The sequence below is a fragment of the Thiomonas intermedia genome (assembly GCF_002028405.1).
Classification (GTDB): domain Bacteria; phylum Pseudomonadota; class Gammaproteobacteria; order Burkholderiales; family Burkholderiaceae_C; genus Thiomonas; species Thiomonas intermedia.
Map to the genome: position 1 here is coordinate 724,360 of NZ_CP020046.1, position 15,963 is coordinate 740,322.

The 15,963-nt window shown below is 63.5% G+C and carries 16 protein-coding genes; 8 read left to right on the plus strand and 8 right to left on the minus strand.

The features are described 5' to 3' along the window. Positions 1-81: 81 nt before the first annotated feature. Both ilvN and BVH73_RS03330 read right to left on the minus strand, forming a co-directional pair. Positions 82-573 carry an acetolactate synthase small subunit gene (gene ilvN / locus BVH73_RS03325; protein WP_079416064.1) on the minus strand — a complete coding sequence of 164 codons (492 nt, stop codon included), beginning with the start codon at positions 571-573 and terminating at the stop codon, positions 82-84. A 185-nt stretch (positions 574-758) separates the two neighbouring features. Then, a complete protein-coding gene (locus BVH73_RS03330; protein ID WP_079416066.1) occupies positions 759-2,549 on the minus strand; it encodes an acetolactate synthase 3 catalytic subunit in 1,791 nt (596 codons plus the stop codon). 333 nt (positions 2,550-2,882) lie between these two features. Between BVH73_RS03330 and BVH73_RS03335 the strand changes: the two genes are divergently transcribed. The 5 genes from BVH73_RS03335 to BVH73_RS03355 are packed head-to-tail and all read left to right on the plus strand — an operon-like array spanning position 2,883 to position 5,628. Beyond that, complete coding sequence (locus BVH73_RS03335; RefSeq protein ID WP_079416068.1) at positions 2,883-3,446, plus strand: RNA polymerase sigma factor; 564 nt, start codon at positions 2,883-2,885, stop codon at positions 3,444-3,446. Then, positions 3,443-3,862, plus strand: a complete 420-nt coding sequence (locus tag BVH73_RS03340) for a DUF3619 family protein (RefSeq protein WP_079416070.1) — start codon at positions 3,443-3,445, stop codon at positions 3,860-3,862. Before BVH73_RS03335 ends, BVH73_RS03340 begins: the two co-directional genes overlap by 4 nt. Further along, positions 3,862-4,482 (plus strand): DUF3106 domain-containing protein, encoded by a 621-nt coding sequence (locus BVH73_RS03345; RefSeq protein ID WP_154048413.1) that lies wholly within the window; start codon positions 3,862-3,864, stop codon positions 4,480-4,482. The genes BVH73_RS03340 and BVH73_RS03345 overlap by 1 nt, the downstream gene beginning before the upstream one ends. A 60-nt stretch (positions 4,483-4,542) precedes the next feature. After that, positions 4,543-5,031, plus strand: coding sequence for an RDD family protein (locus tag BVH73_RS03350; RefSeq protein ID WP_245800399.1), 489 nt, complete (start codon positions 4,543-4,545; stop codon positions 5,029-5,031). A 6-nt stretch (positions 5,032-5,037) separates the two neighbouring features. Then, positions 5,038-5,628: a phosphatase PAP2 family protein gene (locus tag BVH73_RS03355; RefSeq protein WP_079416072.1), complete on the plus strand. Its 591-nt coding sequence runs from the start codon at positions 5,038-5,040 to the stop codon at positions 5,626-5,628. 3 nt (positions 5,629-5,631) lie between these two features. On the opposite strand, the gene BVH73_RS03360 is transcribed toward BVH73_RS03355, so the two are convergent. After that, positions 5,632-6,567 carry a DMT family transporter gene (locus tag BVH73_RS03360; protein ID WP_079416074.1) on the minus strand — a complete coding sequence of 312 codons (936 nt, stop codon included), beginning with the start codon at positions 6,565-6,567 and terminating at the stop codon, positions 5,632-5,634. An 89-nt stretch (positions 6,568-6,656) separates the two neighbouring features. On the opposite strand from BVH73_RS03360, the gene BVH73_RS03365 reads away from it, so the two are divergent. Beyond that, positions 6,657-7,571: a LysR family transcriptional regulator gene (locus tag BVH73_RS03365; protein ID WP_079416076.1), complete on the plus strand. Its 915-nt coding sequence runs from the start codon at positions 6,657-6,659 to the stop codon at positions 7,569-7,571. Positions 7,572-7,619: 48 nt separating this feature from the next. Here BVH73_RS03365 and BVH73_RS03370 read toward each other — a convergent pair whose 3' ends face one another. The 3 genes from BVH73_RS03370 to pmbA all read right to left on the minus strand — a co-directional run bounded on the left by BVH73_RS03370 (position 7,620) and on the right by pmbA (position 11,538). Beyond that, complete coding sequence (locus tag BVH73_RS03370) at positions 7,620-8,705, minus strand: TRAP transporter substrate-binding protein (protein WP_079416078.1); 1,086 nt, start codon at positions 8,703-8,705, stop codon at positions 7,620-7,622. 136 nt (positions 8,706-8,841) lie between these two features. Further along, positions 8,842-9,924, minus strand: a complete 1,083-nt coding sequence (locus BVH73_RS03375) for a TRAP transporter substrate-binding protein (RefSeq protein WP_079416080.1) — start codon at positions 9,922-9,924, stop codon at positions 8,842-8,844. Positions 9,925-10,182: 258 nt separating this feature from the next. Continuing rightward, positions 10,183-11,538, minus strand: a complete 1,356-nt coding sequence (gene pmbA / locus BVH73_RS03380) for a metalloprotease PmbA (RefSeq protein ID WP_079416082.1) — start codon at positions 11,536-11,538, stop codon at positions 10,183-10,185. 89 nt (positions 11,539-11,627) lie between these two features. On the opposite strand from pmbA, the gene yjgA reads away from it, so the two are divergent. Both yjgA and mog read left to right on the plus strand, forming a co-directional pair. After that, positions 11,628-12,200, plus strand: coding sequence for a ribosome biogenesis factor YjgA (gene yjgA, locus BVH73_RS03385; protein WP_079416084.1), 573 nt, complete (start codon positions 11,628-11,630; stop codon positions 12,198-12,200). Next, complete coding sequence (mog, locus tag BVH73_RS03390; RefSeq protein ID WP_079420295.1) at positions 12,178-12,798, plus strand: molybdopterin adenylyltransferase; 621 nt, start codon at positions 12,178-12,180, stop codon at positions 12,796-12,798. Before yjgA ends, mog begins: the two co-directional genes overlap by 23 nt. A 34-nt stretch (positions 12,799-12,832) precedes the next feature. On the opposite strand, the gene BVH73_RS03395 is transcribed toward mog, so the two are convergent. Together BVH73_RS03395 and BVH73_RS03400 are read right to left on the minus strand one after the other, a co-directional pair. Further along, positions 12,833-14,719, minus strand: coding sequence for a sensor domain-containing diguanylate cyclase (locus BVH73_RS03395; RefSeq protein ID WP_079416086.1), 1,887 nt, complete (start codon positions 14,717-14,719; stop codon positions 12,833-12,835). 115 nt (positions 14,720-14,834) lie between these two features. Continuing rightward, a complete protein-coding gene (locus tag BVH73_RS03400) occupies positions 14,835-15,821 on the minus strand; it encodes an aldo/keto reductase (protein WP_079416088.1) in 987 nt (328 codons plus the stop codon). Positions 15,822-15,963 lie beyond the last annotated feature (142 nt).

Below are 15,963 nucleotides of genomic sequence, written 5' to 3' on the forward strand. Positions count from 1 at the left end.
CCTGAAGTAGAGGTTCTGTGCTTGGGCGGGACATTCCACGCCGCAAAGGGAAAACAAAAAGAGAGATGCGTCGATCTGAGATCAGGCGCGCAGGATACGCTCGGCGCGGCCAATTCCGCAGCTGCCGGTTCGCACGGTTTCCAGAATGGCCGTGGGATCGACCGCCTGGATGAAAGCGTCGAGCTTCGCGGCATCGCCGGTCAGTTCGATGGTGTAGGACTTGTCGGTCACGTCGATGATGTGGCCGCGGAAAATGTCGGACATGCGCTTGATCTCTTCGCGCTCCTTGCCCACGGCCCTTAGCTTGATCAACATGAGCTCGCGCTCGATGAACGAAGCTTCGGTGAGATCGACGACCTTGACCACTTCGATGAGTCGGTTGAGGTGTTTGGTGATCTGCTCGATGACTTCTTCCGAACCGCTGGTGACGATAGTCATGCGCGACAGAGAAGCATCTTCCGTAGGCGCCACGACCAGGGATTCGATGTTGTACCCACGAGCTGAAAACAAGCCCACGACGCGCGACAAGGCGCCCGCCTCGTTTTCCAGCAGAACCGCAATGATGTGTTTCATGAATTCACTCCTCTGCGCAGGCTTCGTGCGGCGCCGGTAAGCGTCGCCTGGCTTCTGCGAGATTGATGATGAAGCGTGCCCTGGGCACGCGGTTGTCGAAAGCGCCGGCATGGCGTGGGACGGATCGCTGCGCCCGGTGAGGCGCTGCTTCCGGCCACCGCCATGGCCTGGCGCGGTTCAGCGGTTCAGAGATCCTCCGAACCGAGCAGCATGTCGGTGATCCCGCGGCCCGCCTGCACCATGGGCCAGACGTTCTCCGTGGGGTCTACCGAGATGTCGAGGAAGACCGTGCGATCCTTCATCGCAAATGCCTTCTCCATCGCCGGGCGCAGGTCTTCGGGCTTGTCCACCTTGATACCCACATGACCATAGGCTTCGGCGAGCTTGACGAAGTCGGGCAGCGAGTCCATGTAGGAGTGGGAGTAGCGCCCCTCGTACTCGATCTCCTGCCACTGCCGCACCATGCCGAGGTAGCGGTTGTTGAGCAGAATGACCTTCACCGCCGTGCCGTACTGCAGGCAGGTGGCGAGTTCCTGAATGTTCATCTGGATGGAACCATCCCCCGTGACACAGACGGCCTCGGCCTCGGGCTTGGCCAGCTTGATGCCCATGGCATAGGGCAGGCCCACGCCCATGGTGCCCAGACCGCCCGAATTGATCCAGCGGCGCGGCTCGGGGAATTTGTAGAGCTGCGCGGCCCACATCTGATGCTGCCCGACGTCGGAGCAGATATAGGTCTCGCGATCCTTGGTCAACTCGTACAGCGTGTCGATCACGGCCTGCGGCTTGATGACCTCGGTGGAATGGTCGTACGCGAGACAGTCGCGCTTGCGCCATTCCTCGATCTGAGCCCACCAGGCCGCCAGCGCGCCACCGTCATTCTTGTGGCCGGCCTTGAAAGACTGTTCGAGCTGGTCGATGAGTTCCTGCAGCACCTCGCCGACGTCGCCCACGATGGGCACATCCACCTTCACTCGCTTCGAGATGGAGGAGGGATCGATGTCGATGTGCACGATCTTGCGCTGGTTCTGGGCGAAGTGCCCGGGATTGCCGATCACCCGATCGTCGAACCGCACGCCCACCGCGAGCAACACGTCGCAATGCTGCATGGCCATGTTCGCCTCGAAGGTGCCATGCATGCCGGGCATGCCGAGGAATTTCGGATCCTCTCCCGGAATGGCACCCAGGCCCATCAGCGTGTTGGTGCAGGGGTACTTCAGCAGATCGGCCAGTTTGCGCAACTCGGGAGATGCATTGGCCAGCACCACACCGCCGCCCGTGTAAATGTAGGGCCGCTTGGCCGAGAGCAACAGTTGCACCGCTTTGCGGATCTGACCGCCGTGGCCCTTGCGCACAGGGTTGTAGGAGCGCATCTCCACCGATTTCGGATACTCGAACGGTGCGGTGTGACGCGACACATCCTTGGGCACGTCCACCACCACCGGCCCTGGCCGGCCCGAACGGGCGATGTGAAACGCCTTTTTCATCGTGGCCGCCAGATCGCGCACGTCCTTGACCAGGAAATTGTGTTTGACGACCGGGCGGGTGATGCCCACGGTGTCGCACTCCTGGAACGCATCCAGGCCGATAGCCGTCGTGGGAACCTGCCCCGTGATGATCACCATGGGGATCGAGTCCATATAGGCCGTGGCGATACCCGTGATGGCATTGGTTGCGCCAGGGCCTGAGGTCACCAGGGCCACGCCGACCTCGCCCGTCGCACGCGCGTAGGCGTCTGCAGCGTGCACCGCGGCCGATTCCTGCCGCACCAGTACATGCTGGATCGAGGTTTGCTTGTAGAGCTCGTCGTAGATGTAGAGCACGGCCCCGCCGGGGTAGCCCCACATGAATTCGACACCTTCTTCCTGAAGGCATCGCACCAGGATTTCAGCCCCGGTGAGGTCCTGCGCCTCTGCTGCGCCGGACTTTGATGCGGCCGTTGCGGCCGACTTGTGTTCTGTGCGGTTCATTTCCATGAGTTCACCTTGTGAATTTCTCTAACGAAAGACTTCAGGTCTCCCTCTGCACCTGCTTGTGGCCGGCTTTTGGGATACACGTACGATCTGGAACGTTGTGGGTGCTGCGCAAGCCTCGGATTTCGCAGGCTCATTGATGCGGCACGGAGGTTCAGACCAAACGGAACTGCGCAGTGTAGTGCAGCGCAGCACCCATCTCCAAGTGCCGGGCATTCGACAGCGCCCCGACAGGATGCACGGTGACGTGCCCTGCGCGCCACTTCAGTGCGACCGCGCACCATTGCATAATCATCGGTTGCCTCACCTCCCACGGACCGTTCAGGGTCCGATTCGATGGCCACCGAACGAGAACTCAGCGAATTCCTTGCCAGCGTCGACAAGCGCGCCTTCCTGCGCGCCGCGTTCTCGACCCGCGACGACGATGCCGCCATGGATCTGGTGCAGGATGCGATGATCAGTCTGGCCACCAAATACGCGGACAAGCCGCGCGAGGAATTGCCGCTGCTGTTCCAGCGCATTCTGACGAATGCGATTCTCGACTGGCATCGCAAACGCAAGGTCCGCACGGCGCTTTTCAGCAATCTTTCGGATTTCGAATCGTCCGACAGCGAGGGGGAATTCGACCTGCTCGAAACGCTGGAACTCGAAACGCTCAGCGAGCACCTCGAGAGCGCCGAGACCCAGGTTCAGCGGATGCAAATCCTTACACATCTCGAGGCGGAAATTTCGCGTTTGCCCGCACGTCAACGGGAAGCGTTTTTGCTACGTTACTGGGAGGAACACGACGTTGCCGAAACCGCGCAGGCCATGGGCTGCTCGGAAGGCAGCGTCAAAACGCATTGTTCGCGTGCCGTCCACGCCCTGGCACGCGCCCTGAAAGCTCAAGGCTACTCATGAAGAACGACGCAACTGACCTGCTGCGCCCCAAAGTGGAAGCCCGCCTTGCGCAGCAATTCGCCGCCCGGCTGCACGGGGCTGCGCAGCAGATCACACCCGAACAGTCCGAGCGCCTCAAGGCTCTGCGGCTGATGGCGATCACCCAGGTCAAACGGACTCCCGCGACCACCGTGATCGCGCAAGGACAAACCTTGACGCTGACCGGTCCGTCCCATTGGAAATCCTGGCTGTTTCGTGTCAGCGCGGTTCTGCCCTTGGTGCTGCTGATCGCCGGGCTATTGGTCTTGCAGGATTACCAGCAAGAACGCTTCGTGCGCGTCACCGCCGATATCGACACGGCACTCCTGCTCGGCGATCTGCCACCGACGGCCTACGCCGATCCTGGATTTGCCCGCTATCTGAAGCTGGAGCGCTGATGATCCTGCGCTTCACCGCTCCACGCCCGATGGAGAAATGGCCCTGGTTGCTCGCCGCCCTGCTGCTGTGCATGGGGATGGCGCTATCCGCCTTTTCCACAACCACCCTGGCTGCAGAATCGGTCCCGCCCGACTGGAGACACCTCAGCCCGGCTCAACAACACATTCTGGCGCCCCTTCAATCAGAGTGGACCGAGTTCGATCATGACCGGAAGCGGAAATGGCTGGATATCGCCGCACGTTACCCCGCCATGAGCGCCGAGCAACAACAGACGCTTCAGCGGCGCATGAACGAATGGGCGCACCTCAGCCCCGAGAAGCGGCGGCTGGCACGAGAGAACTTTCTTTCCACCGGCAAAGCACCGCTGCAGAGCCGACGTGAAGCCTGGGAGGCGTACCAGAAACTCCCGGAGGCCGAGCGTGAAAGGCTCAAGGAAGAGGCACGTCATCCCAAGCCTCACCCGGGGCAGGTCGGCAAATACCTTCAGGAGAAGCACGGCGCGGCCGCCCGCAAACCACCGATCAAACACACCGCACCGACCCCCTCCACCGCCACCCCCGCTGCACGCGCCTCCTCGACCGTGCCTTGCGCCGATGTGCTGCGCTGCCCGGCGCGCTAAGGCGGAGTCAATGAGCAACGCGAGCGCAGTGTGGCCGTCTCGCCCGAAGGGCGCGCTGCCGTGAAGGCTCCGCCCCTGCGCCGCCGTCTGGCCTGTCTGATCTATGAGGGACTCATGCTTCTGGGCATCGCCCTCGTGACGTCAGCCGTCTCACTCGGACTTCTTCGCCTCCTGGGCCTGGAACAAGGGACGAACCTGCACCGGCTGGCGCTCCAGGCAATGGAGTTCATTGTGCTGACGGGCTACGGCGCGGGCTTCTGGAGCGGCGGCCGGCAGACCTTGCCGATGAAAGTGTGGAAGATAGCGGTGGTCGCGAAGTCCGGCGCGCCCCTTGGTGTCGGGCGTGCGCTGTGGCGCGCCATTCTGGCCTGGTTGTGGGTGCTTCCGGCACTGCTGGCGGCAGCCGCTCTTCATCTTTCACCCAGTTCGACCGCCTGGCTTGTCGCTGCAGGCCTCTTGCTCTGGGCCGCAGCCAGCCAGCTACGGCCCGATCACCAGTTTCTGCACGATGGCCTGGCCGGCACCCGCCTCATCCAGGACTCCATTTAAGGCTCCATGGTCCTCAATTCCCATTCCTCCTGGTATGCCTGGCACGGTTGGAACGACCGCTTGTTTCTGGTCATCAACCACGCCGGCGACAACCCGGTATGGAACAACGCTGCGAGACTCGGCACGGTGCTGGGCGACCATCATCTCCTGCCCATCTATCTCGGCCTGATGCTGACCGTGGCGATGCGCTGGCCGAAGCGGGTAGCCCTGCGCAGCGTGCTGGTCTATGCCTGGGCCAATCTGCTGTTGTTCATCACGACCTACGCCATTCTGAAGCCCTGGGCCCATTTTCCGCGACCGCTTTCGGTCTTTGGTCCGCAGTGGGTCCACGTCCTGGGCGAACCCAAGTTCACGCACAGCTTTCCCTCAGGGCACGCTGGGTTCGCCTCTGTCCTCGCCACAACCCTGGCCCTGTCGTCGCCCCGCCCTTTGGGCATGGTGTTCGCAGGGTTCGCCATCTGGGTGGCGTGGTCGCGTATTGCGGTGGGCGCGCATTTCCCGGCCGACGTGGTCGGTGGCCTGGTCTTAGGCGCGCTGTGCGCCTTGCTCGCACACGCACTTTCGCGCTTCTGGATTCGCGGCGGCAAATCCGTATAACTTTCACGCCTCCGCACGGAGGCGTGATGACGGACGGGTCGCATGCCAGGCGGCAAACCCCATCAACACCCCGCCGACCCAACCCGCCATCGACAGACGCTCGCCGAGCAAAACCACGCCGGCCAGGACGCCAAACAGCGGCTCCGTCCCCATCAGCAGCGACACCCTGCTGGGGCTCGTGCGCGAGGCGGCATAGTTCTGCGCAAAAAAGGCAAACACGGTGCAGAACAGCACCAGAAACGTCATGCCGATCCAGAATCCGGGCACCCGAGGTATCGGCACCCAGTGCGCCCCCTGGCAGGCCAGCGTGACAACCATCAGGCCCGAAGCGACCACGCCGGATTGCAGGGCCGTCAACGTCAGCGCCGGCAAAGTGTGCCGTGCCGCGAGCCGCCTGGTCTGGGTCACCATCAACGCCCTCAAGAGAGCGGCGAGAAGAATCAGTGCATCGCCCCATCCGGGCCGTCCCATGGCCGAGCTTGCCGACAGTAATCCTGCCCCGGCGAGCGAAAGCGCCACCGCCTGCCACACGCGTATGGACGGCGCCTGCCCCAATAGCCACCATTCGACCAAAGGTGTCAGCGCAACGCAAAGACTGATCAGCAGCGCCGCATTTGCCGCGGTGGTCAATGTGACGCCATAGGTCTCGCAGAGAAACACGGCCAGCAGATTGAGTCCCAAGATTGAGCCGACGGCCAACCCTGTTCGCCATTGCGCGATGAACAGAGGTCGCAAGGCTGGCGACAGGATCAGAAAGGTCAAGCCGAATCGCAGGGTCAGAAATTCCAGAACCGGCACCTGCTGCGTCAAACCTTTGGTAACTGCATAGCTTGCACCCCAAACCGCCGCAGCCAGAAGCAGCAGGGCTTCGGGCATGCCTGGTTTGAGGAAGGGCAGCACGGCCGCCGGAGCAGCCCGCTTGATCGGCGGTGGTGTCATGAAAAACCTGCATACGATGTCACGCCAGCCATTGTTGATGGCGCGTTACCGTCAAACCAGACCCCTCAGCGGAACAGGACTCTTGCGTCGTGAGAACAAATGCGTTTTTAAGCGTTTTGCCTGAAATGGTGACGTTCCTTAGGGTGGCGGAATTGGGCAGTTTTTCTGCGGCCGCGCGACAACTCGGCACAAGCCCGTCGGCCGTGAGCCGTCAGGTCTCTCGGCTGGAGAAACAGCTGGGGGTGCAACTGATGCAGCGAACAACTCGGCAACTCCGCCTGACCCGAGCTGGGGAGGCCGCATTCGCACGCTGCAGCGAATTGGCAGCAGCGGCGCAGGCGGTGCTGCAAGTGCCCCATGAATTGACCAATACACCGTGCGGGCGCTTGAGTCTCAGTGCTCCCACGGCCTTCGCGCGACATGTGCTGCATCCCCTGCTGATGCAATTTTTGGCGCAGTGGCCAACGGTCGACCTGCACCTGATCGCGACGGACCGTGACATCGACCCCATTCGCGAGGGCGTCGATCTGATGATTCGCATCACGCGGCACCCGCCCGAAGGTTTCGCCGCCCGCGCGTTGATGTCGATCCGGCAGATTTTGTGCGCCTCACCGGCGTACCTTGCCGCTCATCCGGCCATCGAGCATCCCGCGGATTTGTCCGCGCACAGCTGCCTCTCCTTGGGGGAATGTGCCCACGATGAGCGTTGGAGGTTCAGAAAGGGCGACGTCGAGGCCGAAGTCGTGGTGCAGGGTCGCTATGACGTCAATCACAGCGCCCTGCGCCTTGATGCCATGTTGGCGGGCTTGGGACTCTGCACCCTGCCAGACTATGTGGCGAAACCGGCGCTTCTCCATGGAGCCGCGGTGCAAGTCCTGCCGGACTGGGATTTTCTGGGCAACTATGGGGGACTTGCCTATGCGCTCTATCCGCCAACCCGCTTTGTTTCGCCGACCCTGCGCGCGCTGATCGACCATCTCGTCGCAGCCATGGCGCGACCATGAAAAACGCCCCGGGGAGGGGCGCTTTTTACAGCTGAGAAGCGGCACGCATCAGGTGAATTTGCGCGTGGCCATGAAGCGATCGAACTCGTTGTCCGCGAAGCGGAACCAGAGAATGTCGTCGTTGCGGAACTTGTACCAGTCGGTGTAGACCTTTTTCCAGTTGGGATTGCTGGCCGAGAGTTCGTTGTAGATCTCGTTGGACGCCTTGAAGGCCGCTTCCATCACGTCCTTGGGGAAGCCCTGCAGCTTGGCGCCCTTGCCCACCAGCTCCTTGAGCGCGGGCGGGTTCTTGGCGTCGTACATGGCCTGCATATTGATGTGCGCGTGCGATGCGGCAATCTCGACAATGGACTTGTATTCGGGCGACAGGGCGTTGTAGGCCTTCTGGTTGACGAACAGGTCGAGTTCGGGGCCGCCTTCCCACCAGCCCGGATACAGATAGTTTTTCGCCACTTTGTAGAAGCCCAGCTTCAGATCGTCGTAAGGCCCGATCCATTCGGCCGCGTCGATGGTGCCCTTCTCCAGCGAGGGGTAGATATCGCCACCGGGAATGTTTTGCGGCACCACGCCAATGCGCTCCATCACCTTGCCGGCGAAACCGCCGATGCGCATCTTCAGGCCCTTCATGTCGGCCAGGCTCTTGATGGGCTTGCGGAACCAGCCGCCCATCTGCGCCCCGGTGTTGCCCATGGGGAAGCTGATGATGTTGTAGTTCGCATAGAACTCGCGCATGAGCTTGAGACCGTTGCCCTGATACATCCAGGCGCTCATCTGGCGGGAGTTCATGCCGAAAGGTACGGCGCAGCCCAGGGCAAAGGTCGGGTCTTTGCCGAAGAAGTAGTACGGCGCGGTGTGGCAGCACTCCACCGTGCCTTGCTGCACGGCATCGACCACGCCGAACGGCGGGACGAGTTCGCCGCCGGCATGCACGCTGATCTCGAACTTGCCGCCCGACGCCTCCTTGACCTTCTGGGCGAAGATGTTGGCCGCACCGAAGATGGTGTCGAGCGAGTTGGGGAAGCTGGAGGCCAGGCGCCAGCGCACCGCCTGCTGGGCCATGACGGCGGCCGGGGCGGTACCCGCGGCCAGAATACCGGCGAGGCCGGCGTGTTTGACGAATGAACGGCGTTCCATGAGGTCTCCTAGTAAATAAGTCACTCTTGATACAGATGATTCATTTCATATCAAGATGAATCAAATTGTATTGATCCCGCCCAAGGACCCGAAAAAAAGCCCGCCGGAGCGGGCTTGTGAACGCGGTGCGCCTGTCTCAGGTGAGCTTGCGCGTGGACATGAAACGGTCGAATTCGTTCTCGGCAAAACGGAACCAGAGGATCTCGTCGTTGCGGAACTTGACCCAGTCGGTATAGACCTTGCGCCAGTGCGGATTGCTCGAGGACAGCTCGTTGTAGACGTCGTTGGCGGCTTTGTACGCTGCCTCCATCACATCCTTCGGGAAACCCTGCAGCTTGGCACCCTTGCCCACCAGCTCCTTGAGCGCGGGCGGGTTCTTGGCGTCGTAGGCGGCCTGCATGTTGACGTGGGCATAGGCCGTGGCGGCATCGACGGCGGCCTTGTAGTCGGCAGGCAAGGCGTTGTAGGCCTTCTGGTTGACATAGAGGTCAAGCTCAAGGCCACCTTCCCACCAGCCCGGGTAAAGGTAGTTCTTCGCCACTTTGTAGAAGCCCAGCTTCAGATCGTCGTAAGGCCCGATCCATTCGGCCGCGTCGATGGTGCCCTTCTCCAGCGAGGGATAGATGTCGCCGCCGGGAATGTTTTGCGGCACTACGCCGATGCGCTCGATCACCTTGCCGGCGAAACCGCCGATGCGCATCTTCAGGCCCTTCATATCGGCCAGGCTCTTGATCGGTTTGCGGAACCAGCCACCCATCTGCGCCCCGGTGTTGCCGCAGGGGAAGTTGATGAAGTTGTACTGGCTGTAGAACTCGCGCATGAGCTTGAGACCGTTGCCCTGGAACATCCACGCCGTCATCTGACGCGAGTTGAAACCGAACGGCACCGTGCCACCCAGGGCGAAGGTCGGGTCTTTGCCGAAGAAGTAGTACGGCGCGGTGTGGCAGCACTCCACCGTGCCTTGCTGCACGGCATCGACCACGCCGAACGCGGGCACCAGTTCCCCGGCGGCGTGTACCGAGATCTCGAACTTCCCGTTGGTCAATTCCTTGACCTTCTGCGCGAACACATTGGCGGCGCCATAAATCGTGTCGAGCGAATTGGGAAAGCTGGAGGCCAGGCGCCAGCGCACCGCCTGCTGGGCCATGACGGCCGGCGCGGAACCGGCGGCGAGAATGCCGGCGAGGCCGGCGTGTTTGACAAAGGAGCGACGTTCCATGGAGTCTCCGAAAAGGAAGGTAATGAGCATCGGGATGCGATTTCTTGTGCAGAGCGAAGCTGCTGACCCGATGAACGGATCGTAACTTCTGTAACCGACCGCATCCTTACGGGTAAGCGCGAACGATTCCTGACTTCGGCGCGAAGCTGCTTTGCATCCGAGCCATCCATTGACCCGCGATTGACCCGCGCGAACCATGAAAAAGCCGCCCGAAGGCGGCTTCACAAAAGGCCCAAAGCCTTCACAGGCAGGCCGCGATCATCCGGCACCGCCCACGGTCATCTCTTCGATCAGCAAGGAGCCAGTGGTCTTGCTGCCATAGGTGTGCGTGTCGGCGCCGACGGCCACCACCTGGCGCAGCATGTCGCGCAGATTGCCCGCGATCGTGATCTCCTGAACGGGATAACGGATCTTGCCGCCTTCCACCCAGAACCCCATGACCCCGCGCGAATAGTCGCCGGTGACGTAGTTGACCCCATGACCCATCAGTTCGATGACGAACAGCCCGGTACCCAGCTTGCGCAGCATGGCGCGCAGATCGTCCTTGGGATGCGTGAGTCGGCTGCGCAGGCTCAGATTGTGCGCGCCGCCGGCATTGCCCGTGGTCTGCAGGCCCAGCTTGCGGGCGGAGTAGGTGCCGAGCAGATAGCCCTGCACCACGCCGCCTTCCACCAGGGTGCGCTTGCGGGTGGCCACGCCTTCGCTGTCGAACGGAGAACTGCCGCGGCGCTTGGGCAGGTCGGGATCTTCGATCAGATCGATGTGGTCGGCCCAGACCTGCTGCCCCAGACTGCCCTGCAGAAAGGAGGATTGGCGATACAGCGCCCCGCCGCTGATGGCGTGGGTGAAGCTGCCGATCAGGCCGGAGGCCAGCGGCGACTCGAACAACACCGGACACTTGCGCGTCGAGAGCTTGCGCGCCTTCAGCCGCGACAAGGCGCGCTCGGCCGCGTAACGCCCCACAGCCTCGGGGGAGGCCAGGTCGGCAGGGTCGCACTCCGATGTCCACCAGTAGTCGCGCTGCATGTCATCGCCGCGCCCGGCAATCGGCGCGCAAGACAGGCTGTGCGAGGAGGTGGCATAGCCATCGCAGAAGCCTCGACTATTGGCCAAAACGAAGTGCGACTCCTGCGCCGAGACGCTGGCGCCCTCGCTGTTCTGAATGCGCGGATCCACTGCGAAAGAGGCCCTCTCCGCGCGCAAGGCCAGTTTGGCCGCGGCCTGCGGCGTCAGATCCCAGGGGTGATAGAGATCGAGGGACGGAGCGGTCTGGCCAATCGCCAGTTGCTCGACATCGGGCAGCCCCGCGCAGTCGTCCTCCGCGGTGTAGCGGGCGATGTCGAAGGCCGCCTGGGCGGTTCGAGCGATGGCTTCGGCCGAAAAATCGGAGGTGCTGGCGTGGCCTCGACGCTGGCCGTCATACACGGTGATGGACAGGCTCTTGTCGCGGTTGTGCTCCACGTTCTCGATCTGGCCGCTGCGCACGCCGACCGACATGCCCTGCCCTTCCGACACCTCGACCTGGGCATCCGACGCCCCGGCCTTGCGCGCCTGGGCTAGCGCTTGCTGGGCGAGATCCTGAAACTGTGATTTGCTGTAGGCGAAACGTCCCACGATATGGCATTCCTTTTGGGCGGCCCGCCGCGCTGTCCGGGATGGGCAGGCGGCACGGGCGCGCATGAAGTCAACGGATAATAAGAGCCATGAAATTCCCGCATCGCCCCATCGACTCTGCCTTTGATCCACCCGACGACCGTCCGCCGAGCAAAAGCCAGGTCAAGCGCGACATGCTTGCGCTCCAAGCCCTGGGCGAACAGCTCATCGGCCTGCCGACACACATCATCCGCCAGGCCGATCTGCCCGAGCCGCTGCGCGACGCGGTGCTCGAAGCCCAGCGCATCACCGCGCACGGCGGACGCAAGCGTCAGACCCTGTACGTCGGCAAGCTGATGCGCTCGACCGATGCCGACGCGGTACGCGCCATCATTGCCGCCGCCACCCAGGACGACCGGGCCAGCGTGGCGCGCATGCATGCCCTGGAACGCTGGCGCGACACCCTGCTCGCCAACGACGGCGCGCAGACCGAATTCCTCGACAAATTTCCGGGCACCGATGCCCAGCAGTTGCGCCAGTTGGTGCGCGGCGCACGCGCCGAGATCGGCGTGGACAAGCCCCCGCGGCTGACACGCCAGCTCTTTCAGTTCGTCAAATCCGCCATCGCGGCGCACGACACCCCGAGCCATCCCGCCGATGATGAACCCCTCCCCCGCTTCTGAACCCTCCTTCGACACCGTGCGGATCGGCCTGGTGTCGATCAGCGATCGCGCCAGTACCGGCGTCTACGAAGACAAGGGGCTGCCCGCCCTGCGCGACTGGCTGGGCCGGGCGCTGCGCAACCCTGTGACCTATGTCGAGCGCCTCATCCCCGATGACCGCCTGCAGATTGCCAACACGCTTTGCGAACTGGTGGACGCCGTGCATTGCGACCTGGTGCTGACCACGGGCGGCACCGGCCCCGCGCCCCGCGATGTCACACCCGAGGCCACGCTGGACGTGGCCGACAAGGAGATGCCCGGCTTTGGCGAGCAAATGCGGCGCATCAGCCTGCACTATGTGCCCACGGCCATTCTTTCGCGCCAGACCGCCGTGATTCGCGCCAGAACACTGATCATCAACCTGCCCGGGCAACCCAAATCGATCGCCGAGACTCTTGAAGGCCTGCGGCAGACCGACGGGCAGACGCTGGTGCCTGGGCTTTTCGCGGCCGTGCCGTATTGCATCGACCTGATCGGCGGGCCCTATCTGGAGACCGATCCCGCCATCTGCGCGGCCTTTCGCCCCAAGTCGGCGCAGCGCCCGGCGCATTCACGCTGAACCGGCGGACAGGCCCGCCCGGCCTGGCGGCCGCCTAACCGGCCGCCGCGTTCGAGGAAGGGGCGATGCACACCCGGTTCCGCCCCAATCGCTTGGCCTGGAGCAGCGCCTGATCGGCCGCCCTGATCAGGGCGGCCGCGTCGGCATAACCCGCGGCGCCCACGGCAACGCCCACGCTGATCGACAACGGCGGCAGCTCGGCGTGGGGCACGGCAATGGCGGCGCGAATGCGTTCGGCCACGCGCAGCGCGGCCTCTTCCGTCGTTTGCGGGCAGAGCATCAGAAACTCTTCGCCGCCAACCCTGGCGACAAAATCCATGCCGCGCGACTGCTGGCGCAGCACACGGCCCACGGCGCGCAGGGCCTGATCGCCCACATCATGTCCCAACCGGTCGTTGATGACCTTGAACTCGTCGAGATCGAACATGAGGCAGGCCAGCCCATGACCCTCGCTGAGGGCCTGCGCGAAGATGGGCGGCAAGAACGCATCGAGCGCGCGGCGGTTGCCCAGCCCGGTCAACTCGTCGGTGCCTGCAGCCTGCAGCAACTCGGCATTGCGCTGCTCCAGCGTGCGCAGGGTGCGCAGGCTATGACCCCGCTCGGCCTCGGCAGCAGCCAACACCCGCGTGGCACGCGCGCCGGTCTGTACTTTGGCAATCAACATCTGCGGCAGAACCGGGGCAAAAAGCACGTCGTTGGCTCCGGCGTCCAGGGCGCTCAGCACCGAGGACTGATCCATGCCGCGCGACAAGGCCAGCAGATACACCCGCGGCCCCAGCTCCGCGCGCAGACTGCGGCAAAGCGCGACCATCGACGCTCCGTCGGCCCAGTCGAGCACGACGACCCGCGAGCCCTGGACCTGCAGAACATCCATCGCATCCGCCGAGGAGGTCGCCTCCACCACCGCGTGTCCCGCCCCTTCGAGCACTTGGCGCAAGCCCGCGCGCAAGGCCGCGTCGAGCGATACGACCAGCACCTGATCGGCCACCGGATCGTCGAGCAGCAAGGGCGTCGCCAGCGCGCGCCTGAGACGGTCGAACTCGGCATCGACCTCGGCTTGTTCGAGCTTCATCTCGAACACGGCGGCCATGCTGGCCATGTCCTGTGCGGCACTGGCCAGCACGCCCTGCAAATCGGTCTCGCTCAGTTCGAGATGCTCGGCAAGTCGGCGCATCAGACTGGCATCGGGCGCCGCGTCATCGGGGCACAGTTGCAGGCTGCGGCTGAGCGCCACGCATTCGGTCAATTGATCCTCCCGGGTCGACCCGGGAGAGTCCGCCAGGGGCCGGGCGCGCACGGCTTGCGCCAGCACGGACGGAAAGCCCCAGTGGGCCAGCAGCACGGCACTGGCGTCGCACTGATTGAAGCCGTATCGATCAACCTGCCGCTGCAGCAGGACCTCGGGCGCAGGCCCTGCGGGCGCCGCCACCGAGTCCGTCCCCAACCCCACGGCCATGGAGAGTTGCCCCACATCGGCCAGCAGGCCCAGGCTGAACGCCTCGGCACTGGGCATCTTGCCCACCCGGCGAGAGAGATGCTGAAACACCAGACCGCGCTGGATGGACGTCATCCAGAACCTTCGCAGATCGAAACCCTCGATGTGAACCGCCTTGCTGGCCTGCATCAACGAGAGGGCAATGGCCAGCCGTGCGAGACCGCCGGTACCAATACGAAGGACCGCCTCTTCAATGGCGACCGCCGGTCGCATGCCTGCGAAGATGGCCGAGTTGGCCAGCTGGATCATGCGCGCTACCAAAGCCAGGTCTTTGCGAGCGATCTGGGCGATATCACGCATACCCATGTCCCGCCGTTCCAGCGCGCGCATGAGCTCAAGCGCCACCGCGCTGGGCGAAGGCAGGGGGCGGTTCGACCCGGTCAGGGCCTGGAGGATGGCGGCGTCCGGAAGCGGGGAGGCTGGCATGTGAACTTGGGGTCGGGCTTTTTATTCTGGAATGTCAAGATGTTACCGACTTACCCTCACACCGTCTCTCTGAAGCATCCTCCTGTGTTGTATCGAAGAATCACCGCCGAACGGCTCAGCGGTTGACAGCCTGCATGCCGTCTTCCGTGTAACGCTCGCCACTGGCGGCACCAGGTGGCACCGCCTGATGAATGCGGATGAGGTCGGCCGTGCTCAGCCGCACCCGCAGAGCGCCGACGTTCTCCTCCAGATAGCGGCGCCGTTTGGTGCCCGGAATGGCGATCACATCATCGCCCTGGGCCAGCAGCCACGCGAGCGCGAATTGCGCTGGCGTGCAGTTCTTGGCTTCGGCCATCTGCCGCACCGTCTCGGCCAGGCGAAGATTGCGCGCAAAGGTCTCGGGCTGAAATCGCGGCGAGCGACGGCGCCAGTCGTCTTCGGGCAGATCGTCGAGCGATTTGATCTGCGACGTGAGAAATCCACGTCCCAGCGGGCTGTAGGCGACAAAGGCGATGCCCAGTTCGCGCACCGTGTCGAGCAGCAGGCCTTCGGGGTCGCGCGACCAGAGCGAATACTCCGATTGCAGGGCCGAGATCGGATGCACGGCATGCGCCCGACGCAGCGTCGCCGGCGCCGCTTCGGACAGGCCCAGATACCGCACCTTGCCCGCGCGCACCAGATCGGCCATGGCGCCCACGGTCTCCTCGATCGGCACGTTTGGGTCGACGCGGTGCTGGTAATAGAGGTCGATGACGTCCACGCCCAGGCGTTTCAGGCTGGCCTCGCAGCATGCCCGCACATACTCGGGGCGGCCGTTCACGCCCAGGAATTCGCCATTCGGCCCGCGCATATTGCCGAATTTGGTGGCCAGAAACACGGTGTCGCGACGTCCGGCAATGGCACGGCCGATTAACGCTTCGTTACGCCCTACGCCGTACATATCGGCCGTGTCAAGAAAGTTCACGCCGAGATCGAGTGCGCGGTGAAGGGTGGCGACCGATTCGGCATCGTCGCCCTGTCCGTAAAATTCGGACATTCCCATGCATCCCAGGCCGAGAGCCGAGACATCCGGCCCGTCAGCGCCCAATTGTCGGTACTGCATTGCTGTTCCTCCTGCTCACCCGGCTCACCTGCGGGCATCGAGGCTTAGCCTATCGGTTCATGCGCGTAGGCACTGTTACCGGGGGTAAACCGGAAAAAGTTCACGCCAGTCCGCGTTTCCGTGGGCTACCTCACGCCGCCGG